Source organism: Alteromonas sp. KS69 (assembly GCF_003989595.1).
In the GTDB taxonomy this organism is placed as follows: Bacteria; Pseudomonadota; Gammaproteobacteria; order Enterobacterales; family Alteromonadaceae; genus Alteromonas; species Alteromonas naphthalenivorans.
The window spans coordinates 162,418-184,373 of sequence record NZ_PYHU01000008.1 but is presented as its reverse complement, the minus strand read 5'-3'; the positions used below and the strand labels follow the sequence as shown (position 1 = coordinate 184,373).

At 43.6% G+C, this 21,956-nt stretch carries 19 protein-coding genes; 14 read left to right on the top strand and 5 right to left on the bottom strand.

From position 1 onward, the window contains the following. Positions 1-59 precede the first annotated feature (59 nt). The 6 genes from C7Y69_RS07950 to C7Y69_RS07925 all read left to right on the top strand — a co-directional run bounded on the left by C7Y69_RS07950 (position 60) and on the right by C7Y69_RS07925 (position 7,341). The gene (locus tag C7Y69_RS07950) at positions 60-2,615 is read left to right on the top strand and encodes a DNA internalization-related competence protein ComEC/Rec2 (RefSeq protein ID WP_126872344.1); all 2,556 of its coding nucleotides are present in this window, start codon (positions 60-62) and stop codon (positions 2,613-2,615) included. A gap of 92 nt (positions 2,616-2,707) precedes the next feature. Beyond that, positions 2,708-4,453, top strand: coding sequence for a lipid A export permease/ATP-binding protein MsbA (gene msbA, locus C7Y69_RS07945; protein ID WP_126872343.1), 1,746 nt, complete (start codon positions 2,708-2,710; stop codon positions 4,451-4,453). 9 nt (positions 4,454-4,462) lie between these two features. Next, a complete protein-coding gene (lpxK, locus tag C7Y69_RS07940; protein WP_126872386.1) occupies positions 4,463-5,464 on the top strand; it encodes a tetraacyldisaccharide 4'-kinase in 1,002 nt (333 codons plus the stop codon). A 16-nt stretch (positions 5,465-5,480) separates the two neighbouring features. After that, positions 5,481-5,675 carry a Trm112 family protein gene (locus tag C7Y69_RS07935; RefSeq protein WP_013783967.1) on the top strand — a complete coding sequence of 65 codons (195 nt, stop codon included), beginning with the start codon at positions 5,481-5,483 and terminating at the stop codon, positions 5,673-5,675. Positions 5,676-5,682: 7 nt separating this feature from the next. Next, positions 5,683-6,432: a 3-deoxy-manno-octulosonate cytidylyltransferase gene (kdsB, locus tag C7Y69_RS07930; RefSeq protein ID WP_126872342.1), complete on the top strand. Its 750-nt coding sequence runs from the start codon at positions 5,683-5,685 to the stop codon at positions 6,430-6,432. Between the two features lie 249 nt (positions 6,433-6,681). Further along, positions 6,682-7,341 (top strand): SDR family oxidoreductase, encoded by a 660-nt coding sequence (locus tag C7Y69_RS07925; protein WP_126872341.1) that lies wholly within the window; start codon positions 6,682-6,684, stop codon positions 7,339-7,341. A gap of 144 nt (positions 7,342-7,485) precedes the next feature. On the opposite strand, the gene rimO is transcribed toward C7Y69_RS07925, so the two are convergent. Beyond that, positions 7,486-8,928 carry a 30S ribosomal protein S12 methylthiotransferase RimO gene (gene rimO / locus C7Y69_RS07920; RefSeq protein WP_126872340.1) on the bottom strand — a complete coding sequence of 481 codons (1,443 nt, stop codon included), beginning with the start codon at positions 8,926-8,928 and terminating at the stop codon, positions 7,486-7,488. Positions 8,929-9,121: 193 nt separating this feature from the next. Between rimO and C7Y69_RS07915 the strand changes: the two genes are divergently transcribed. Next, positions 9,122-10,756, top strand: a complete 1,635-nt coding sequence (locus C7Y69_RS07915) for an esterase/lipase family protein (RefSeq protein WP_126872339.1) — start codon at positions 9,122-9,124, stop codon at positions 10,754-10,756. Between the two features lie 107 nt (positions 10,757-10,863). Then, positions 10,864-11,337, top strand: a complete 474-nt coding sequence (locus C7Y69_RS07910) for a DUF2919 family protein (RefSeq protein ID WP_013783972.1) — start codon at positions 10,864-10,866, stop codon at positions 11,335-11,337. A 184-nt stretch (positions 11,338-11,521) separates the two neighbouring features. Here the strand turns inward: C7Y69_RS07910 and C7Y69_RS07905 are convergent, their stop codons facing one another. Together C7Y69_RS07905 and tcdA are read right to left on the bottom strand one after the other, a co-directional pair. Next, positions 11,522-11,929 carry a hypothetical protein gene (locus C7Y69_RS07905; protein WP_126872338.1) on the bottom strand — a complete coding sequence of 136 codons (408 nt, stop codon included), beginning with the start codon at positions 11,927-11,929 and terminating at the stop codon, positions 11,522-11,524. Positions 11,930-12,030: 101 nt separating this feature from the next. Further along, positions 12,031-12,813, bottom strand: coding sequence for a tRNA cyclic N6-threonylcarbamoyladenosine(37) synthase TcdA (gene tcdA, locus C7Y69_RS07900; protein WP_409513420.1), 783 nt, complete (start codon positions 12,811-12,813; stop codon positions 12,031-12,033). A gap of 413 nt (positions 12,814-13,226) precedes the next feature. On the opposite strand from tcdA, the gene C7Y69_RS07895 reads away from it, so the two are divergent. Both C7Y69_RS07895 and C7Y69_RS07890 read left to right on the top strand, forming a co-directional pair. After that, the gene (locus tag C7Y69_RS07895; RefSeq protein ID WP_126872337.1) at positions 13,227-14,189 is read left to right on the top strand and encodes a glutathione S-transferase family protein; all 963 of its coding nucleotides are present in this window, start codon (positions 13,227-13,229) and stop codon (positions 14,187-14,189) included. 155 nt (positions 14,190-14,344) lie between these two features. Further along, on the top strand, positions 14,345-15,805 hold the full coding sequence (locus C7Y69_RS07890) for a phosphomannomutase CpsG (RefSeq protein ID WP_126872336.1): 1,461 nt from the start codon (positions 14,345-14,347) through the stop codon (positions 15,803-15,805). Positions 15,806-16,065: 260 nt separating this feature from the next. Here the strand turns inward: C7Y69_RS07890 and C7Y69_RS07885 are convergent, their stop codons facing one another. Both C7Y69_RS07885 and C7Y69_RS07880 read right to left on the bottom strand, forming a co-directional pair. Next, positions 16,066-16,488: a DUF3429 domain-containing protein gene (locus C7Y69_RS07885; RefSeq protein ID WP_126872335.1), complete on the bottom strand. Its 423-nt coding sequence runs from the start codon at positions 16,486-16,488 to the stop codon at positions 16,066-16,068. 119 nt (positions 16,489-16,607) lie between these two features. Next, on the bottom strand, positions 16,608-17,885 hold the full coding sequence (locus C7Y69_RS07880) for a citrate synthase (protein WP_013783978.1): 1,278 nt from the start codon (positions 17,883-17,885) through the stop codon (positions 16,608-16,610). Between the two features lie 701 nt (positions 17,886-18,586). On the opposite strand from C7Y69_RS07880, the gene sdhC reads away from it, so the two are divergent. From sdhC to C7Y69_RS07860, 4 genes are read left to right on the top strand one after another with little or no spacing between them, the layout of a single operon-like run. After that, positions 18,587-18,961, top strand: coding sequence for a succinate dehydrogenase, cytochrome b556 subunit (gene sdhC / locus C7Y69_RS07875; protein WP_013783979.1), 375 nt, complete (start codon positions 18,587-18,589; stop codon positions 18,959-18,961). Then, a complete protein-coding gene (gene sdhD, locus C7Y69_RS07870) occupies positions 18,955-19,302 on the top strand; it encodes a succinate dehydrogenase, hydrophobic membrane anchor protein (protein WP_126872334.1) in 348 nt (115 codons plus the stop codon). Before sdhC ends, sdhD begins: the two co-directional genes overlap by 7 nt. Before the next feature lies 1 nt (position 19,303). After that, positions 19,304-21,076 carry a succinate dehydrogenase flavoprotein subunit gene (sdhA, locus tag C7Y69_RS07865; RefSeq protein ID WP_013783981.1) on the top strand — a complete coding sequence of 591 codons (1,773 nt, stop codon included), beginning with the start codon at positions 19,304-19,306 and terminating at the stop codon, positions 21,074-21,076. 14 nt (positions 21,077-21,090) lie between these two features. After that, positions 21,091-21,801: a succinate dehydrogenase iron-sulfur subunit gene (locus tag C7Y69_RS07860; protein ID WP_013783982.1), complete on the top strand. Its 711-nt coding sequence runs from the start codon at positions 21,091-21,093 to the stop codon at positions 21,799-21,801. Positions 21,802-21,956 lie beyond the last annotated feature (155 nt).

Genomic DNA, 21,956 nt, shown 5'->3' with positions numbered 1-21,956 from the left:
CGTTAACTATCAACATATGGGCTACATTCAGCCATCTATATTTATTGCTACGTAAAACAATGGTAAATCGTATCACAATTTGGTGTGGCAGTTTTTGTGTTAGCGCAACAACCGCTGTTTTATGGCCCGAGTTGCCATCGCTAAACCTAGTGATGACGCTTGCCATAGGTGGTGGTGTACTGCTGTTCCTATCAAAGTGCAATTTTTACCTTTATTCAATAAGCGGCGGTAAACAAACGTCTTGGATGAAGTTTGTACTTATTGCAGTAAGTGGCGCATTAATAGGTGCTACATGGATGGCGAGTTTAGGGTATTGGCACCTATCTTGGCAACTACCACAGAGCAAAATTCAACAAGATGTCACAATTAATGCGACGGTTGACCGGGGAGGCTGTCTAAGTGGTCAAAAAAGCGTCGTGAGTAGTCAAGAAAATAGAGTAAATACACAAAATTTGGAAAATATCGACAGTGTAGCAAACGCAGGGTATGAAAAAGATGAACCGCGATTTATGTCGTATGTCGTCAACGTCAACGGCATAGACGATATAGCATTGAAGTTCACTCGAAAAATGACATTGAGCCATCGCCTGACGAGTACCTGTTTACACAACGGGGACAAATTCACTGCCACGGTGAAATTAAAACCGGCCTACGGCACGCTGAACCCAGTAGGCTTCAATCGACAACAATACCTTGCCAGCCAAGAAATTGTGGCTACGGGTTATATCAAACATTTACACAGTGAAGCCGTGGTTCACAACCATAGTGTTCGTCATAACATATCCGTTTTTATAACTACGCTGCCACTTGATCAAATGCGTTGGTTTCAGGCGTTATTGATTGGTGAACGTAGTCTGTTAACCAAAGACGACTGGCACACGATTGGGCAAACCGGTACCGCGCACATTTTCAGTATATCGGGAATGCATTTATCCATTATCGCCCTGACGGTATTTTATGCGTGTAGCGCGTTTATTTTTGTTGCCAGTAGCATGATAAAAAGGAAGAACGCTTTCATAAACCTAAGGCGCTACGTATTAATGACTTTGGTTTGTAGTACTGCGCTGTATGTGATGTTAAGCGGGATGGCATTGCCAGTAGTCAGAGCTTTCGTTTTATTGGTGGTGGGTATTGGCTTTGCGGTATTTAATAGTGTGTTACGGCCATTTCACATGGGCGTTTTCATGTTGTTTACTTGTATTGTGTTGTTTCCCTTGTCGTTGCTGCAGGCCAGTTTTTATTTAAGCATAGGCGCGGTGATAAGTATTTGGCTGCTTAATTGGCGATTTCGATTCCAAGCAATGCCGTGGTACAAAGCTTTATTTTGCATTCAATTAGGGGTAAGCGTTGTGATGGCGCCTATCACGCTATTGTGGTTTGGTACGGCTAGCACTATCGGCATTATCGCTAACCTTTTTGTATTGCCTGTTATTACGCTTGTTCTTCCTGTGGCACTGCTTGCGGTAATGGCGGGGTACTATATTCCTACAAGCTTAGACTTTGCTATTTGGGTGCTACTTAAAATAGATAAGGTATTAGGCTGGCTTTTAACCTGTTTAAGCGACGCGGCATCTTGGCCAATAAGTGCAATTCACTTCTATCCCACCACGGGTTCAATACTGTGCCTGCTTTTCGCCATGTTATTAGCCATTTTACCCAGGTGGCGATATAAATGGGCCTGTGTATCATTGCTAATACTGCCAGTTACCCTCACTTTTATTCATTCTTCTCCAACTCGATGGTTTGTTAATGTGTTTGATGCTGGCCAAGGAACTGCTATCGCGTTAACCAAAGGGGAACATGCCATCATTGTTGATACAGGGCCTATGTATAACGCTGAAGCGCCATTAGCGAGTCAGGTTATACCTGCATTCCTGAAGCAAAATAACAGCGAACACGTAGATATGGTCATTCACAGTCATGGTGATACTGATCATGCAGGAGGAAAAGCCGCGTTGAGTGCCTGGTTAGACACCAAAGGTATTAAACCCGCATGGATAAGCCCGATAGACGGATGTGAGCGAGGAAAGGTAATTAACTGGCAAGGGTTAACGCTTACCTTTCTATGGCCTGAAAAAGGGAATCTAGAAGACAGTAATGCTATGTCTTGCGTGATTAAAATTGATGATGGATTCCACAGTGTTCTGATTCCTGGTGATATTGAACGAGCCAGTGAGTACGCCATACTACATGCAGAAAAAAAGCGAATGGCAGCGGGAATTGAAGGGAGAACAAACGGTACTCAAGAAAATAAAAGCAACGTTGAACAAACAGCTGTGCGTGCTGATGTGTTAATTGCACCTCATCATGGCAGTAAAACTTCATCTACCGACATATGGATTCAACGCGTCTCTCCTGATGTGGTTCTTTATACCCAAGGATATGAAAATAGGTGGAAATTTCCAAGCCAATCCGTCTTTTCTCGCTATCAGAAATATGGCGTTCGCCAATTTACCACCAGCGAATTTGGTTTCATTCGACTTGAGTTCACAGAAGGTGGCTATATAGTTAGGTCAGAACGAAAAGACGCCCAAAACCGTTGGTATTTGCCAAGTTACACGCCTAGGCACCTTGTTTCTTCAGAATCTGAAGTGAAGAAAGAGGAAAATTTTTAATCAAAGCATGGGGTTGATTAGGGAAATGACTCAAGTACTAGTACAATAGCGAGGGTGAAAGTAATGAATAACGAACAGGTTAAAACACTTTGATGCAACAAACCGATCCGTCGGCCTTCCAGGTTAAACGCTTTTTACGCTATCTGCGTGAATTTAAACTCCCTTTCTTCGTTGCCGTTATTGGCATGGTGGGCTACTCCGCGGTAGATACTTTCGTATTTGCACAATTGCAGCCCATGATTGACGAGTCACTAGGGAAAAATGATCAGGCGTACTTACGATTAGCTGCGTATGCGATAGTCCCGTTGTTTTTATTAAGGGGTCTATTTAACTTTCTTGGTACCTACACACTAACGTGGATTGGGGCGCAGGTCGTCATGCGCATGCGACAACAGTTGTTCGATAAATATATCCATTTGCCGGTGTCTTTCCACGATACCCAAGCGGTGGGCGCGTTAATTAGTAAAGTGACCTATGACACAGAACAAGTTGCCAATGCTTCTGGTAAAGCCTTGTTAACCTTGGTACGGGAAGGGGCGCTTGTTATTGGATTACTCGCGGTCATGTTTTATTACTCATGGCAGTTATCTCTTATTTTCTTGTTAATTGGTCCCTTGGTTGCCGTTATTGTCTCATTCGTGAGTAAGCGCTTTAGAGTGGTCAGTCGAAACATTCAACAAGCGATGGGCAATTTAACCTCTGCGGTAGAGCAGGCGGTAAAAGGCCATAAAGTGGTCATTATGTTTGGTGGGCAAACCATCGAACAAAAACGCTTCGAGCAGAAAAATAATAATAACCGCCAACAAACCATGAAGCTTGCGGTTACCCAAATTTTAAGTGTGTCGTCTATTCAGGTTATTGCGTCTGTGGCGTTAGCTGTAGTGCTCTATATTGCCAGTACGCCTGGCATGGTTGAAAAGCTCTCTGCGGGAGTGTTTATTAACGTGGTGTTTTGTATGGTGATGCTACTAAAACCTTTAAAACAACTGACGACGATCAATAATGAATTTCAAAAAGGCATGACTGCCTGCGTAAGCGTGTTTGAAATTCTAGATAGAGAAAACGAAGCTGATTCAGGCGACATAAAACTAGAGCGTGCAGTCGGTAAAATTGAATTCGATGATGTGACCTTTACTTACCCTGGCAAGCATTCACCTGCGTTAACGAACGTGTCGTTTACCGCAGAACCTGGCCACTCTGTTGCTTTGGTAGGGCGTTCTGGAAGCGGAAAGTCGACCATTTCGTCGCTGCTTACCCGGTTCTATTCCCCGCAAAGTGGGCAAGTTAGGTTGGATGACAACCCTTTAGACAGTATCGATTTAAAATCACTACGGGCGCAGTTTGCGGTAGTGTCGCAAAACGTAACATTGTTTAACGATTCTATTGCCAATAACATTGCTTATGGTGCAAAAGAAACCGTGTCGCAGGCCAAAATTGAGCAAGCCTGCAAAATGGCTCACATCGATGAGTTTTTGGGTAATTTACCTGAAGGTATCGATACTGTTATTGGTGAAAATGGTCTTATGTTATCTGGCGGCCAACGTCAGCGTATCGCTATTGCCCGCGCTATTTTAGCCGATGCGCCTATTCTGATTTTAGACGAAGCGACCTCGGCGCTAGATACGGAATCGGAAAGGCTTATTCAAGATGCACTAGAAACATTGCAAAAACGTTGTACCAGTATTGTGGTAGCACACAGGTTATCGACGATTGAAAATGCCGACACTATCATGGTGGTTGAGCAAGGTCGCATTATTGAAAGTGGTAAGCATCAGGAGCTACTTGAAAAAGGTGGGCATTATGCTCAGCTTCACGCGCTGCAGTTTGGTGATAACTAAGTGAGTCGTATGGTGAAGCGCTGGTACGCTGGTCACCCGCTAGTGTGGCTGTTATCGCCACTTGCGATACTTTTCTGGCTGTTATCAGCTTTTCGAAGGTTTTTATTCTCTACCGGTCTGAAAAAGGTGTATCGAGGCCGTGCTAAAGTTATTGTCGTAGGCAATATTTCGGTTGGCGGTAACGGTAAAACACCTGTGGTACTTGCACTTGCGCAGTATTATCGCGAAAAAGGTGTTCGAGTTGGTATTTTAAGTAGAGGGTATGGGGGGAAGTCTAGCTATTATCCTCGTCAAGTCACCGCTAATGATGATGCCAGTGAAGTAGGGGATGAACCTCGACTACTGGCCATTCGAAGTCAAGTACCCGTGGTGATTGACCCTATACGTAGGCGGGGCGCAGATTATCTTTCAAGTGATCTTAATTGCGACCTTATTATCTGTGATGATGGCCTTCAACATTATGCGTTAGCAAGAGATGTTGAAGTGGTGGTAATGGACGAACGTTTAACCGGCAGTGGCTTTTTAATACCAATGGGGCCGCTTAGGGAAGGTCACTGGCGGCTGGCAACAGTAGATGCCATTGTGCATAACCGTGCTGACAATACGTTACCAGACCTTACAGCAGGCCAGACACCTCAGTATCTTATGAAGTTGGTAGCCGGTGAATTGTGCTCTGTTACAAACCCCACCGAGCAGGCTGAACTGACTAGCTTGCGCAGTAAAAATATTACTGCCATGGCAGGTATTGGTGCGCCTGAACGTTTTTTCTCGCAGTTAAAGAGTATGGGGTTAAACTTGTCCAGCACATTACCGTTTCCCGATCATCATCAATTTACTGCAGATGATATCCCATCGGGCGTTGTGCTAATGACCGAAAAAGATGCAGTGAAGTTAAGTGATATCGCTCACAGCGATTGTTGGTATTTGCCCGTTTCAGCAAGTATCGATAAGAAGTTTTTCACACAAATAGATAACAAGCTGGTTAATGCTGGCTTAACAATGACGCCTTAGCAAGCAAGGAAATACAATGGCATTTGATAACAAATTATTAGAAGTACTGGCATGCCCAGTGTGCAAAGGCAAGTTGGTGCTTAATGATGAAAAAGATAAGCTAATTTGCCGCTTTGACCGTTTAGCTTACGATATTAAAGACGGGATTCCGGTGCTTATAGAAAGTAAAGCAACGGTAATGACACTCGATGAAGTAGACGCAACGCGATAGGTGTGTGATGGCATTTACAGTAGTTATTCCCGCACGATATGGCTCTAGCCGCTTTCCAGGTAAACCTCTGGCTGATATTAACGGCAAGCCCATGATTCAGCATGTGGTAGAACGTGCCACTGAAGCGGGGGCTGAGCGAATTATTGTCGCCACTGACGACATGCGCATTGCCGATGTTGCTAATGAATTTTCTCATGTATGTATGACCGCCGATACACATCAGTCTGGCACCGAACGTATTGCCGAGGTAATTGATAAAGAAAACATTGCCGCTGATAGCATTGTGGTTAATGTACAAGGCGATGAACCTTTCATTCCTGCTGCAAACATTAAGCAAGTGGCGAGTAATTTATCGAATGCACCTCAATGTGTGATGGCTACCTTGTCTACGCCTATTTTAGAAAGCGACGATGTATTTAACCCTAATATGGTTAAAGTACAGGTAAATGCACATAAAGAAGCGATGTATTTTTCTCGTTCCGCTATCCCGTTTGAACGTGATCGTATGATGGAAAACCGTCAAAGTGCTGATCCTAAATTGTATTTTCGACATATAGGCATTTATGCGTACCGTGCACAATACGTGCAGCAGTATGTTAGTTATCAGCCCAGTGCCCTTGAGCAAATTGAATCTCTCGAGCAGCTTAGGGCATTGTGGTATGGCGACAAAATCCATTGCGACGTAGCAGATGCTAAACCACCCGTTGGCATAGACACGCCTGAGGATCTTGCGCGTTTGCTGGCATCGTTAGGGTAAGCCGCGCTTTTTATTCGCTTTTTTAGCGGCTCAAAAAAACGAGTAATCATCAAAAAAAGCCAAAAGATATTCCGGTATTCAAATGCAAAAATGATTAGCCTGCTGAAAGGCTAATTAAGCGTTGCCAATAAATGGTTAACGCAGGGTTTTCATTGTGAATGCATGCCATCGACTTTTTTCGGCATAGCACTGGTATTTGTATTTGTATTTATATTTGTAGCGTGCAGCATATAAATAGGGAGCGTTAAAATGAACGTAGTCATTACAGGGGGCAACCGCGGTATTGGTCTAGCCCTGGTTAAGCAATATAAAGCGAAAGGCGCGACGGTGTACGCCACCTGTCGCAATAGTTGTGATGAGCTTAATTCATCTGGCGTTAAAGTGATCACGGGTGTTGATGTATCGCAGCCAGATACGCTGGCTGATAGTTTAGCGGAGCTAGCAGACGTTAAGATTGATTTGCTCATTAATAACGCAGGTGTGTTAGGCAAAGAAACCTTAGACGACTGGGAACCTCATACCATAGATTATCAGTTTAGAGTGAATGCGATGGGGCCTCTGCTTGTCACACAAACTCTTCTTCCATCAATGGCCGACAACAGTAAGATAGCCATGATCACCAGCAGAATGGGCTCTATGACCGATAACACCTCTGGCGGATATTATGGCTATAGAATGTCGAAAGCGGCGTTAAATGCTGCTGGTGTGTCATTAGCGAACGACCTCAAGCCACAAGGAATCGCGGTAGGTTTATTTCACCCAGGGTTTGTGCAAACTGAAATGGTGAATGGAAGCGGTGATATTGATGCAGATACTTCTGCTGAAAGATTGGTCGCTCGCATCGACGAAATGACCCTTGATAGCGCAGGGCGTTTTATACATTCAAATGGTGATGAACTGCCTTGGTAAGTGCGCAGTAACTTCTGTCTGATGTGCTTTCGGCATACTATTAACTAAAAAAACCGGTAGCTCCTTAGGAACTACCGGTTTTTTGTTTATTATATTGTCATTATTTTGAACGACTTTTTGAAAACCTAGTGGCCATTTCTATGATTAATCTTGGCTTTCGTCTTCATCTTGATCTTCAGACAGTACCGCCCACACATCGTGTTCGTTAGCATGAATGACTTCGGCCCACACCCGTTGACCAGGTTTCACGTCATAGACGCCATTAAGGTGAACTAACCCATCAACTTCAGGTGCATCGGCATAGGTTCGCCCTACAGCGCCTTCGCTGTCTACGCTGTCGATAACCACTTGGTATTCATTACCAATGCGCGCTTGTAAACGCTGTGCACTAATTTCACCCTGAACTTCCATGAAGCGCGCTAAACGTTCTTGTTTAACGTCTTCAGGTACTGGATCAGGTAAGTCGTTGGCACGAGCTCCTTCAACAGGTGAGTAAGCAAATGCGCCCACACGGTCTAGCTGTGCTTCACGAATAAAGTCGAGTAACTCTTCAAACTCTTCTTCAGTTTCACCCGGAAAACCTACGATAAAGGTCGAGCGGATAACCAGTGAAGGGCAGGCTTCACGCCATTTCTTAACGCGCTCAAGCGTACGATCTGCACTACCAGGGCGTTTCATTAAGCGTAAAATACGTTTGTTGGCATGCTGAAACGGGATATCAAGGTAAGGTAGAATTTTACCTTCATTCATCAGTGGAATAAGGTCGTCAACGTGCGGGTAGGGGTACACGTAATGTAGACGCACCCAAATGCCCATCTCACCCAGTTTTTCACACAATTGCTGCATGTGTGTTTTAACGGGCATACCATCCCAGAAGCCTGTTCTGTGCTTCACATCAACGCCGTACGCACTGGTGTCTTGTGAAATAACCAATAGCTCTTTAACACCCGCCGCTTTTAAGCGCTTCGCTTCATCAAGCACACTGCCCACCGGACGGCTTACTAGGTCGCCACGCATGGAAGGAATGATGCAGAAGGTACACCTATGGTTACAACCTTCTGATATTTTTAAATACGCGTAATGACGAGGCGTAAGTTTAACACCGTGATCGGGCACTAAATGTTCAAACGGGTTATGTTGAGGCTTAGGTAAATGTTCGTGAACTTGCTCAACTACCGATTCATAAGCGTGAGGGCCGGTAATAGCCAGTACATTAGGGTGTACTTCACGGATTTCATCTTCTTTAATGCCCAAACAGCCAGTTACAATGACTTTGCCGTTTTCTTTAAGCGCTTCACCAATGGTATCAAGTGACTCTTCTACCGCCGCATCAATAAAGCCGCAGGTATTAACAATAACCAAATCAGCATCGTTGTATGTAGGCACAACATCGTAGCCCTCGGTACGCAATTGCGTAAGAATGCGCTCGGAGTCTACCAAGTTTTTTGGGCAGCCTAAGCTGACAAACCCAATGCGGGCGCCGTTGCTTGCACCTGTACTACGATTTTCAGTCAGTGTTTTGACTGGTGTTTCTAAAGTAGTGGTTTTGTTTGCTGCTTTACTTGGATTGAAGGTTTCTACAGTCATCTAAAATATCACCCGGTAAACGACGCTACTTGTGCCTAAAATGGCCGCGGATTATACAGTAAGTATGGCGGGTTCGCAGCTCTTTGAGGTAAAACTTTTTCAACTAAGAACAATACTGCCTATTAGTGGAATACTGAACAAAAATTCATCATACTCTTTTGCTCTTCTCACATAAGTTTCACGGCAGGGCTTCATGGGCAGTTTTAAGTGCAGAAAAACGTTACCCATTCTATTTAGCTTGGTTATGTTTGGCTTAGCATCGTGTTCTTCAGACTATTATAAATCTGAGCCCCCATCACTCACATTGCGCTTGTCTAATGCGCCAGAATTCACCCTTGATTATATTGAGCACACCACCCGTGAGCTTTATTGGAGCTGCGTGACCATATGGCCGCGTTCGACAGAAGGCTTAATTAACAGCTTGTTGTGTACACAAGCGCTACTTGGGCGGGATGATGTCAGTGCTGACGAGCGCCAATTTGCGCTAAAACGTCATCGAGATGCGCTAATGAGTTTGCTGACATTGCGCATGTCGGGAAAAGAAGATGAAGCACATTTTCACACCCATTTAAATTTAGACCAGCCAATCATTTTTGCATCTAGAATGCTGACTTCAGAAGATGCTCTGCAACCCAACATTCTAGGAGAATACGGCGTTGCCGTGGTAGTAAGAGAACAAGCAGCCACAGAAACTGAACAGACCTATTACCCTCAAGAAGGGACTTACAGCAGTTACACATTGATGTTTCAGGGCATTAAGCTAGATGGTAACGAGGTGCACATAACGTTAGATGCTCAGAAAATTCATAGCCGAACCACGGTACGTGTGGGTAATAACGCCTATATGGCTAGGTACTCTCCAAGTGCCAGCTATTTAGCCTTACTAAATGATTCGATAGTCGGAGGGCTTCGCTGGAAAGGCTTTGTGGGTACTAAGCAAGCAAAAGCCCTTAGAGGAATTTACGTTATTGGGGAAATGTCTGACACCAAAATTCCCCTTATTATGATCCATGGACTTAATTCCGACCCCTTGATTTGGCGTTATTTGACTATGGCAGTAATGAATGACGAATGGTTGAACGAACGCTATCAAGTTTGGCATGTGCTTTACCCCTCAGGTCAGCCGCCACTGTATAGCGCCATGAAAATTCGAAGAGAGCTTGATGCGCTACTGGCCACTATTGATAACCCACTAATCACTCGCGAAGCGGTATTTATTGGGCACAGTTTAGGAGGGCTTATAACTAAGTTACTTACAGTATCGCCTGGCGACGCCTTTTGGAATACCACCTTTGCTGTACCTCCTGAACAGCTTGAAGAGGCGATGTCCGAAGATATTCGGGACACCTTTTTCTTTGAACCTAGGTTTACAACGAACACCGTTTTTTATTTAGATACGCCCCATAAGGGGTCGGCGTTAGCGGCGTCGGCAATCGGCTATATTGGTTCATCGTTGGTACAAATACCCTATGAACTCAAAAATATGTTTGTTGAGTTACTCGATGAAAATGGGGTCGACATTGTTCAGTCAGACATGCAAAGCTATTTAACCGACACTAAATTTAAAAGCCTCGACTCATTAAAGCCAGGTCACCCCTTGATGAACACCTTGTATCCTATGCCTATTCAAGGAAAAGCCTATTCCATTATTGGGTCGAAAAAAGAAACCGAATGTGAAAGAAGAGAAGTGTGTTTGTTACTCACTGATGGCGTGGTGACCTATGAAAGTGCCGATATACCAGAGGCCTTAGAAAGACTCATTGTTGTGTCTAAGCACAATTCATTTAAATCACCTGAAGCCGTGTCATTTATATTAGAACATTTATAAATATGCCAAATTGTCTGATATTTTCTTTTAGCGCTTTAAGTTTGCATTATTAGCCCAATAATAACTGGGTTATTAATTATTCTTTGAAGCAAGGCTATTTGTTTTTCATGCTAAAACTGCCATTAAAATATTACGATGAATCTGGCCGAATTTTACCGCCAAAATGGCTGTACGTCATACTGGCGCTATTTAGTTTGGACTGGATTGCGTTTATTTTTTCGCTGGCCTCGCGCTCGCAAACTGAAGCGTTACTTAAGCTGTTTTATCCTCAAAGTGAAAGTTTAGGCTTGGCATTACTAAGCAGTGTACCGATAGTGTTAGGGCTTGTGCTTATATCGCAACGTGAAAGGCTATGGAAAAAGGGGATCACAGGGTGGTCTCGTGCATTGTTGCCACTTATTTTAGTGGGCGTGATAGCGTCGTTGAGTGTGCAGTTTTATCATATTGTGTCGGTACATTGGGGGTTTGAGATGATAACTGCCATTAAGGTGGTGGTGTCTATTATCAGCTTATATTGTATTAGCCGAAGTCGGCATTTGCGCTGGATGATACAAGATTGGAAAAAGCCTCATTGCGAGTAAGTTGCAAGTAAATTGGCAACAAATTACGAGTAAAACCCGAATAAATCAGAAAATAGCATTTGTTTGAGGTGTTATTTTTCTGGGAATTAAGAATTAATTTTTAGGTGAAGAGACCCAAAAAAGCGTCTGGCGTGTGAGGCAAAAAGTTATAAGCCTCACACGAAAAAAGTGCAAAAAAGACCGATTACTGGCGGTGATTACTTACAGATTGATCAAAATAAGCTTTAACGCTGACCTGGCTGTCGTTTACTAGTCGCTCGTAGCAAATACCTGCAAAGGCATAAGAGTTCTCACCGACCACTAATAAAACGTAGGGTGCACTAGGGTTCGATTGGTCATAAAGCCATGTTCCACCCACAAAACGCTGGAACGTTTCTCCCAAATAGGCGCCAAAGATATTACATATGGTGAAAACTGCTTCATCTTCTAACGCGCTGTCATGATATTTGTCTAAAAAACTAAGTAAAATATCATCTACAAGCGAAACACTTTCAGCAGAGTAATCTAAGGTTAAACTGAACTCTTCTTGGGCTGTAGCAACCGCATCTTCTGCGCAGTCCTTCATTAATTGTTCGAGCTCTATAGGTGACATTTTATTATCCTTCTTACTTAACCTTTACGCGATAGAGTGATGTTCGCTATCGTCATTTTTAAACCTGCTAACAACATTGTGCGGTAGTTATTCCCGTTTGTCTATTTATGACCGGTTAAGCGATTGATTACACTGGCTGATGCGAACATACCAAAGGTGGCCGTTACCGTTACAACAGCGCCAAAACCGCCTGCACAATCAAGTCGCGTTCCGCCTTCCATTGCCGATTTGTTATAACACACGCTGCCATCAGGTTGGGGATAACGCAACTGCTCGGTTGAATAGATGCATTCAACCCCGAAGCGGCGTTTAGGGTTCTTACTGAAATTGTAATTGCGTCGCAGTTCACTGCGCAATTTGGCCGCAAGAGGATCTTGGGTGGTTTTTGATAAATCACCCCGGGTCACTTGGGTAGGGTCAATTTGTCCGCCGGCGCCACCAACAGTCACAATAGGTATTTTTGCGCGTTTACAATGGGCTACCATGGCAGCTTTCGCTCTTATGCTGTCAGTTGCGTCAATAACGGCATCCATAGCTTGGGTTAACAGTTCTGTTGTGTTTTCTGGCGTGACGAAGTCTTCAATGCATACCACTTCGCAATTTGGGTTTATGCGTTTAATACGCTGTGCAATAGCGTCAACCTTTGCTTCGCCTATGGTATCGGCCATCGCATGAATTTGTCGATTGGTGTTGGTTACGCATACGTCATCTAAATCAATCAGGGTGATTTTACCAATACCAGAGCGCGCCAGCGCTTCTGCACTCCAACTTCCAACCCCACCAATACCCACAACGCACACATGGCTCATTGCAAGTTTTTCTGCGGCTTCTGCGCCATATAGGCGCACGATACCGCCAAATCGTTGATCTTCCAATATACTCACTTTGTATTCCAGTTCTTGCTAGGCCAATAGCCGCATTGTTTAAGCGCTGCGTTAAAATTGTTCAGCCATCACTCGTTAAACGGCGAAAAAACAGAACAGCTTAAACATAAAACAAAGGCTTTTACTCAAGGGGCGCATGATCGCAAAAAAGCGTAATATTGCAAGGGATCTTCTTTAAACAGTCAGTAAGACATGTCAAAAAGCTATGATACTGCCATTATTAAGGCACACGTAGCGAATGGTGACATGCCTATGAAACATGACTGGACATCGACGATAAGATGGATGCTAGGTAAACTTGTTATACCCATTCGTTCTATAAACTAGGAAGTTAAATCCAAAAATACAGGCATTACGTTCAAAGCTATACATGGTTGAATAACGCGTTTTAAAATGAATGCTTGGAGAAATAAATGGGATTGCTTGTAGACGGAATATGGCAAGATAAATGGTATGACACGAGTGAGAATGGCGGTAAATTTGAACGTCAAGCGTCGAAGTTTAGAGGTACGATAGGCGGTGAAGCAGGAGCTGAACACCCACCAGAGTCTGGTCGTTATCATCTTTATGTTGCTTATGCCTGTCCGTGGGCGCATCGTGCGTTAATTTTAAGGCAACTGAAAGGGCTGACTCAGCACATTGATGTTTCTGTGGTGAACCCCGATATGCTTGGAGATGGTTGGAGTTTTTCTGATTACCCAGGTAGTACCGGCGATAAGCTATACCATAATGATTATCTCCATCAGCTATACACCAAAGCAAAGCATGATGTTACCACGCGGGTAACGGTTCCGGTGCTGTGGGACAAACAAACCCAGTCTATAGTGAATAATGAATCTGCAGATATCATTCGCATTTTCAACAGTGACTTCAATGCGCTTACAGGTGGCAGCCAAGACTTTTACCCCGCGCCATTACGAGAAGAAATAGACAATATTAATAATACGGTTTATCACGCGATTAATAACGGCGTGTATAAGGCTGGCTTTGCTACCACGCAAAGTGCTTATGAAGAGGCGGTTGAGGTCTTGTTTGAAGCATTGGATGCGCTAGAAACAAGGTTGTCGACACAACGTTATTTAGTGGGCAATCAAATTACCGAAGCGGATTGGCGCTTGTTCACCACCTTGATTCGCTTTGATGCGGTGTACCATGGTCACTTCAAGTGCAATATTCGCCAAATTGCAGACTACCCAAACTTGTACGGGTACATGAAAGAGTTATATCAATATCCAGGTGTGGCAAGCACAGTAAATTTTGACCATATCAAACGTCACTATTATTACAGCCACACCATGATAAACCCTACCCAAGTTATTCCCGTTGGCCCAAAACAAGATTTAATGACTCCCCACAACAGAGAAAAAGTAAATTAAGTTTAATTACTTAGTAATTTGAAAAGCGCATTGCGCGAAGGTGAGGGGTTTTATACCATCTACTTTACAATCATTGCGTCACTTTTGTTGTAACACATTTTCTTGTCACAAAAGTGACCAATAATAGCTTTAACAGGGAACAGAGACTCTAATACATGACTAAACCAATTACATGCTTTAAAGCATATGACATACGCGGTGAGCTTAATAGCCAACTTGATGAAGCAACGGCTTATCGCATTGGTTACGCCTTTGCTGAAGAGTTGAAAGCGAAAACAGTAGTGGTGGGCAGCGATGTTCGTTTAACCTCTACCCCCTTAAAACTTGCCTTGAGCGCAGGACTAATTGATGCTGGCGCGAACGTTACCGATATTGGTATGGCAGGCACCGAAGAGATATATTTCGCGACTAAACACTTAGGTGTTGATGGCGGAATAGAAGTAACTGCTAGTCATAACCCCATTAACTACAATGGCATGAAGTTGGTAAAAGCTGATTCAGTGCCCATTAGTGGCGATACTGGCTTAAATGCCATCAAAGAGCGCGCTGAGCAGTTGAGCGATGAAGCGGTATCACAGCGCCTTGCCTATTACACGCAAGGTGAGGCCATTGACGCTGACGCCTTTTACAACGGTCATGCACACATCAAGGTTTCACATTTAACTGATACAGGCAGCTATGTAGAAGATAGCTGTATGTCAGCCTATGTAGACCACATGTTGTCTTATGTGAATCTTGATTCGTTCACACCACTTAAAATAGTGGTTAATGCAGGCAACGGTGCTGCAGGTCCAGCGCTTGATGCTATTGAAGCTGAGTTAGCGAGCAGACAAGTTCCAATTAGCTTTATTAAGGTGCATCACGAAGCAGATGGCACCTTCCCTCATGGTATTCCAAATCCGCTATTACCTGAAAACAGAGCAGATACTGCCGATGCTGTTATTAAACATAACGCGGACTTTGGTGTGGCGTGGGATGGCGACTTCGATCGTTGCTTCTTGTTCGATGCTAGCGGCAACTTCATTGAAGGTTATTACATTGTTGGTTTGCTTGCAGCAGCGTTCATTGAGAAAAACCAAGACAGTAAAATTATTTATGACCCACGGGTATTTTGGAATACCGAAGACATTTTGGCGAATGCTGGCGGTACACCTATTAAATCGAAAACAGGTCATGCGTTTATTAAAGAGCGTATGCGCAAGGAAGACGCGGTGTATGGCGGTGAGATGAGTGCGCACCATTATTTTAGAGATTTCGCTTACTGCGATTCAGGTATGATCCCTTGGTTGCTAATTGCCGAACTTGTGTGTGTTAAAAAGCAATCGTTGGCGAGCATGGTTAAAGCGCGCATTGAAGCATTTCCATCATCGGGTGAGATCAACAGCAAGCTTAAAGATGCAGATGCTGCACTTGAGCGCGCAACATCTAAATATAAGCCACTTGCAACGTCGATCGATACTACCGACGGCCTAGGATTGGAATTCGACACATGGCGTTTTAATTTGCGTAAATCGAACACCGAACCGGTTATTCGCTTAAACGTAGAAAGTCGAGGCGATATAGCCTTGATGGAAGAAAAAACGGCTGAGTTGCTTTCGGTTATACGTGACGAGTAACATCCCGCGTTTTTACTTTTTTTACGGCTGACTTGTTAAATAAAATGAACAAGGATTAGTTTAAAAGAAAAGCGTAACGCATAAACCGGAGTGTATCGTCGGTGTACTAAAAAAGCGCAGTCATGATAATTATATGACTGCGCTTTTTTGTGTCTTGCTGGCACGTGCCGTTTCAACAATTAGCAAACACTTGTAGCATCAGCCAATTTTGATAACGTAATGATGTTTCCTGACTACATGCGCGCTATGTACTATGAAAATTAGGTAATGAGATAAATCATCCAAGCATGGCTAATTACCACGACCGAGGTAAGTGCTATACGTAAACTGATATAACTTACAATTTGGCCTTTTGGTAGGCTAAGCGTGAATTTGTCATACACTAAGATGGCAACGTAACTAAGCGAAAGCACCCCTAACGTTTTCGGGTCGTGGCTAAATACCAAACAAAGCCAACCGACAATGCTGGGTAACATGGCGATATACATTTGTTTACCATAACGCGCATTACTGATTGAGTCCCACCAATGAATGCCACCAAAAAAAGACAATAAAACCGCTGAGTACTGCATAAAGTAAACAGCGCTTTGGGTTAGTGATAAAAGATTAAAAGAATAAGCTATTGGCATAGCCAAAAAAGGGATGAGCCCAGCAACGCCAAGCAACACAACAGAGTAGGGCATATAACATAATCCTTCTGCGGTTATTCTAATAAACTGTTGTACGAAAGTTTATTAAAAAAGAGCCAAAAAAATAGCGCCAGAAGGCGCTATTTTATGAACAAATAATTATCTGTTCACGCTTATTTTAATGGCGTGTACTTACGCTGGTTGTGACCAGTGTAAAGCTGACGAGGACGACCAATTTTTTGTTTTGGATCGCTCATCATTTCATGCCAGTGTGAAATCCAACCCACTGTACGAGACAATGCGAAGATACACGTAAACATATTGGTTGGAATACCAATAGCTTTAAGTACGATACCTGAGTAGAAATCTACGTTAGGGAACAATTTCTTCTCTGCGAAGTACGGGTCGCTTAATGCAATTTTTTCAAGTTCCATTGCTACTTCAAGTAGTGGATCTTTAACATTAAGTTCACTAAGTACTTCGTGACAGCTTTCGCGCATTACTGTTGCGCGTGGGTCGTGATTTTTATATACACGGTGACCAAAGCCCATAAGACGGAACGGGTCAGCCTTATCTTTAGCGCGTGCAATAAACTCAGGAATGCGGTCAACAGTACCAATTTCCTCAAGCATATTCAGACATGCTTCGTTCGCACCACCGTGGGCAGGGCCCCAAAGTGAAGCAACACCAGCGGCAATACATGCGTAAGGGTTAGCACCAGATGAACCAGCTAGTCGAACAGTAGATGTAGATGCGTTTTGCTCGTGGTCAGCATGAAGCGTAAAGATACGATCCATTGCACGTTCAACCGCAGGGCTAATCTCAAATTCTTCAGCAGGAACTGAGAACATCATGTTCAGGAAGTTAGCTGCATAGCTCAAATCGTTACGTGGATAAACGAATGGTTGACCAATGTTGTACTTGTAACACATGGCTACCAAAGTAGGCATTTTCGCAATTAAGCGATGTGCACTACGTTTACGCTCTTCATCGTTAGAAACGTCTAAGTCGCTGTGATAGAAAGATGACATACCACCAACCGTACCGCATAACATTGCCATAGGGTGGGCATCGTTGCGGAAGCCATGGAAGAACATGTTAATTTGCTCATGTACCATGGTGTGGCGTGTAATCGTTGATTTGAATTCTTCATATTCTTCTTTAGACGGTGCATCACCGTGTAGAAGCATATGACAAACTTCAAGGTAGTCTGCATCGCGCGCTAATTCTTCAATCGGGAAACCACGGTGTAGTAATACACCAGCAGCACCGTCAATGTAAGTAATAGCTGACTCGCAAGATCCTGTCGCCATAAAACCAGGGTCGTAGGTGAAGTAACCGTGTTGACCAAGGGTACGAACGTCGATTACGTCTTGTCCTTCGGTGCCAGACAAGATAGGAAGCTCGATTTCCTTACCGCCGGCTTTAAGAATGGCTTTCTGATCTGCCATAAAATGCTCTCCTCAGAATGGTTCTGTTTGCAGCGAAAACGGGCGAAAATGCTCGTTTCGTTGGGGAAAAGTGGCGTATTTGTACTTTATTATGTACCAATAAGTCAATTTAATTGCATTTATGCACAATAAATATTCCGAATTACTGAGATTTATAATGCTCAGCCGGAATCTCTATCGTTAACATTTTGGTAATCGCACTAAACCCGTTTCAGGGTAATTATCAATGTCTTTTGGCAAAAGGTAAACCACCGTTTACCAAATTTATTAACACCTTAGCTGAAAAAATAACCTTTTGTCGATTGAGAATTACCCGTTTTCATTAAAAGACCTTAATTTTGCTAGTGAAAATAGTGTTATTCTAGTTTAGTGCTGATACACTTTACAGCCTTGTTTATTAAGCATTCCATGCTTGTTGTTAGTATTTGTGGCTACTTTTCTTTGTGTTTATCAGGAAGATTTGTCAAAAAAGACTAAAGTCTTACTACAGCACAAAAAATTGTAATTATATACTGTGCTGGATATACTCAGCAGTGCATTAAAACAGAATAATTATTCTGTTAATTGCATTAAAGAATAATTCACAAATTGTTAACAACTCATTGGATGAGGTAATTAACAGGTAATAAACGAATTAACTCACACAGGACATAATAACGGTGAGTAATTCATTATCCCTACGGATTAAACAGGCATACATTGTGAAAAAGCAAAGACCAGTAAATTTAGAACTCAATACTATTAAATTTCCGCCTGCCGCTATTTCGTCAATTCTCCACCGTGTTACCGGTGTCGCAATGTTCTTCGCATTACTCTTTGTTATTTGGGCATGGGCAGTATCTGTTTCCTCGCCTGAAGGGTTTGCGAACGTACAAGCGATGATGGACGGTATCATTGGAAAAGTGATCGCAATAGGCACTTTATCAGCGCTGACTTACCACATTTTAGGCGGCCTAAGACATGTAGTTATGGATTTAGGTCACTGGGAAGAGTTGGAGTCAGGAAACCTCAGCGCCAAAATAGCTATCGCTCTTTGGATTGTGCTGACAGTAGTATTGGGAGTAGCACTATGCTAGGCAACCAAGCAAGCTTAAAGCGTAATGGTATTCAAGATTACGTTTCACTACGTACTACCGCTGCAATTATTTTTGCTTATACGGTATTCATGGCGTGGTTTTTTATATCCACTGATAATATTACTTTCATTGAGTGGCGCGGATTATTTTCTGGGCTAGCGATGAAGGTGTTCACATTGGCAGCACTTATCGCCATCATGATCCACGTTCGTATTGGCCTTTGGCAAGTACTTACCGATTATGTGAAGGCGTCTGGTTTGCGTGCAATCATTCAGTATGTTCTAAACATCATTGCTTTTGGTTACGTCGCTGTTGGTCTGTTTGTATTGTGGGGAGTGTAAGATGAGTTTACCCGTTCACGAGTTTGACGCAGTAGTTATTGGCGCTGGCGGCGCTGGTATGCGTGCAGCATTGCAGATTTCAGAATCTGGCAAATCATGTGCACTACTGTCTAAAGTATTTCCTACCCGTTCACATACGGTATCAGCGCAAGGTGGTATTACTGTTGCGCTAGGTAATTCCCATGAAGATAACTGGGAATGGCACATGTACGACACTGTAAAAGGGTCGGACTACATTGGTGACCAAGACGCTATTGAATATATGTGTAAAACCGGCCCAGAAGCCATCATTGAGATGGAGAACATGGGTTTACCTTTCTCACGTTTTGAGAATGGTAAGGTTTACCAACGTCCTTTCGGTGGTCAATCAAGAAATTTTGGTGGCGAGCAAGCAGCTCGTACCGCAGCGGCTGCTGACCGTACCGGTCACGCCTTGCTGCATTTGCTTTATCAGCAAAACGTAAAAAATAAAACAAAGGTCTTTTCTGAGTGGTACGCACTCGACCTAGTTAAAAACCAAGACGGTGACGTTGTTGGTTGTACTGCTATCGATATCGAGACTGGCGAAGTGGTTTACTTCAAGTCTAAAGCAGTCGTATTAGCAACGGGTGGAGCAGGGCGTATCTTCGCTTCTACTACCAATGCACACATTAATACCGGTGACGGTGTTGGTATGGCAATCCGTGCTGGCGTTGCATTACAAGATATGGAAATGTGGCAGTTCCACCCTACGGGTATCGCCGGTGCTGGTACGCTAGTAACGGAAGGTTGTCGTGGTGAAGGTGGTTACCTACTTAATAAAGACGGTGAACGCTTCATGGAACGTTATGCGCCTAACGCGAAAGACCTTGCTGGTCGTGACGTTGTAGCACGTTCAATGATGACTGAAATTCGCGAAGGTCGTGGATTTGATGGCCCTTGGGGACCTCACTGTAAACTTAAACTTGATCACCTTGGTAAAGACGTACTTGAATCGCGTTTACCAGGTATCCTTGAGCTATCTCGTACGTTTGCTCACGTTGATCCAGTGAAAGAACCAATCCCTGTAATACCAACTTGTCACTATATGATGGGTGGTATTCCAACTACCGTTGACGGTCAATGTTTAACTGTTGATGCAGACGGTAACGATAAAGTAGTCAACGGCTTATTCGCTTGTGGTGAAATTGCATGTGTATCTGTACACGGTGCTAACCGCCTTGGCGGTAACTCACTACTTGACCTTGTAGTATTCGGTCGTGCGACTGGTCTACACTTAGGTAAAACCCTTTCTGACGTATCGCCATTCCGCGAAGCATCAGAGTCTGACCTTGAAGTGGCAATGTCTCGCTTCAATCGCTGGGAAAACTCAGAGAAAGGTAAGGGCGAAGATCCGGTTCAAATCAAAAAAGATATGCAAGAATGCATGCAGCTTAACTTCTCAGTATTCCGTGAAGGTGAAGCCATGGCAGACGGCCTTAAGCAACTTGGTGAAATTCGTGAACGTCTTCAGAATGCTCGCCTTGATGATAAGAGTGCCGATTTCAATACTCAGCGTATTGAATGTCTTGAGCTTGATAACCTTATGGAAACCGCGTACAGCACAGCAGTAGCAGCGAACTTCAGAACGGAAAGCCGTGGCGCACACAGCCGCTTCGATTTCCCGGACCGTGACGATGAGAACTGGTTATGCCACAGCGTTTACGATCCGAATACTGAAAAAATGCTTAAACGTGATGTCAATATGGCGCCTAAGCTTCGGGAAGCTTTCCCGCCTAAAGTGCGTTCATATTAAGAGAGGCAACGATCATGCAATTACAATTTTCGATATATCGTTACAACCCTGATGTTGATAACAAGCCACGCATGCAAGACTACACTCTAGAAGTAGAGGAAGGTCGTGACATGATGGTGTTGGATGCACTAATTGCTCTTAAAGAGCAAGATCCAACGTTATCATTCCGCCGCTCGTGCCGTGAAGGTGTGTGTGGTTCAGACGGTGTGAATATGAATGGTAAGAATGGTCTTGCCTGTATTACGCCATTGTCTGCATTGGGTAAAAGTAAAGTTGTTGTTCGTCCACTTCCAGGTTTGCCCGTAGTACGCGACCTTGTGGTTGATATGACACAGTTTTACACCCAATATGAAAAGATTAAGCCATTCTTAATCAACGATGACAAACAGCCTCCTGCAAGAGAACACCTTCAGTCTCCTGAAGAACGTGCTAAGCTTGATGGACTGTATGAATGTATTCTATGTGCATGTTGTTCTACGTCGTGCCCATCGTTCTGGTGGAACCCGGATAAATTTATCGGGCCTGCTGGTTTGCTTCACGCTTATCGTTTCCTTATCGATAGCCGTGATACTGCAACTGATGAACGTTTGAACGATCTAGATGATGCATTTAGCGTATTCCGCTGTCACGGTATTATGAACTGTGTAAGTGTATGTCCGAAAGGATTAAACCCGACAAAGGCAATTGGACACATTAAGTCTATGCTTTTACAACGGGCTGTTTAGTACTATATTCTGGTTACTCCTGAGTGACAGAAAGCAATGCTCTAAATAGCCATCCGGATGTGATGGCTATTTTTTTTTGTATTCATCGGTATAACGCTTGGTTATGTCACGAATAACCTTATAATACAAACCGATGGTTAATAGAATTTACAAAA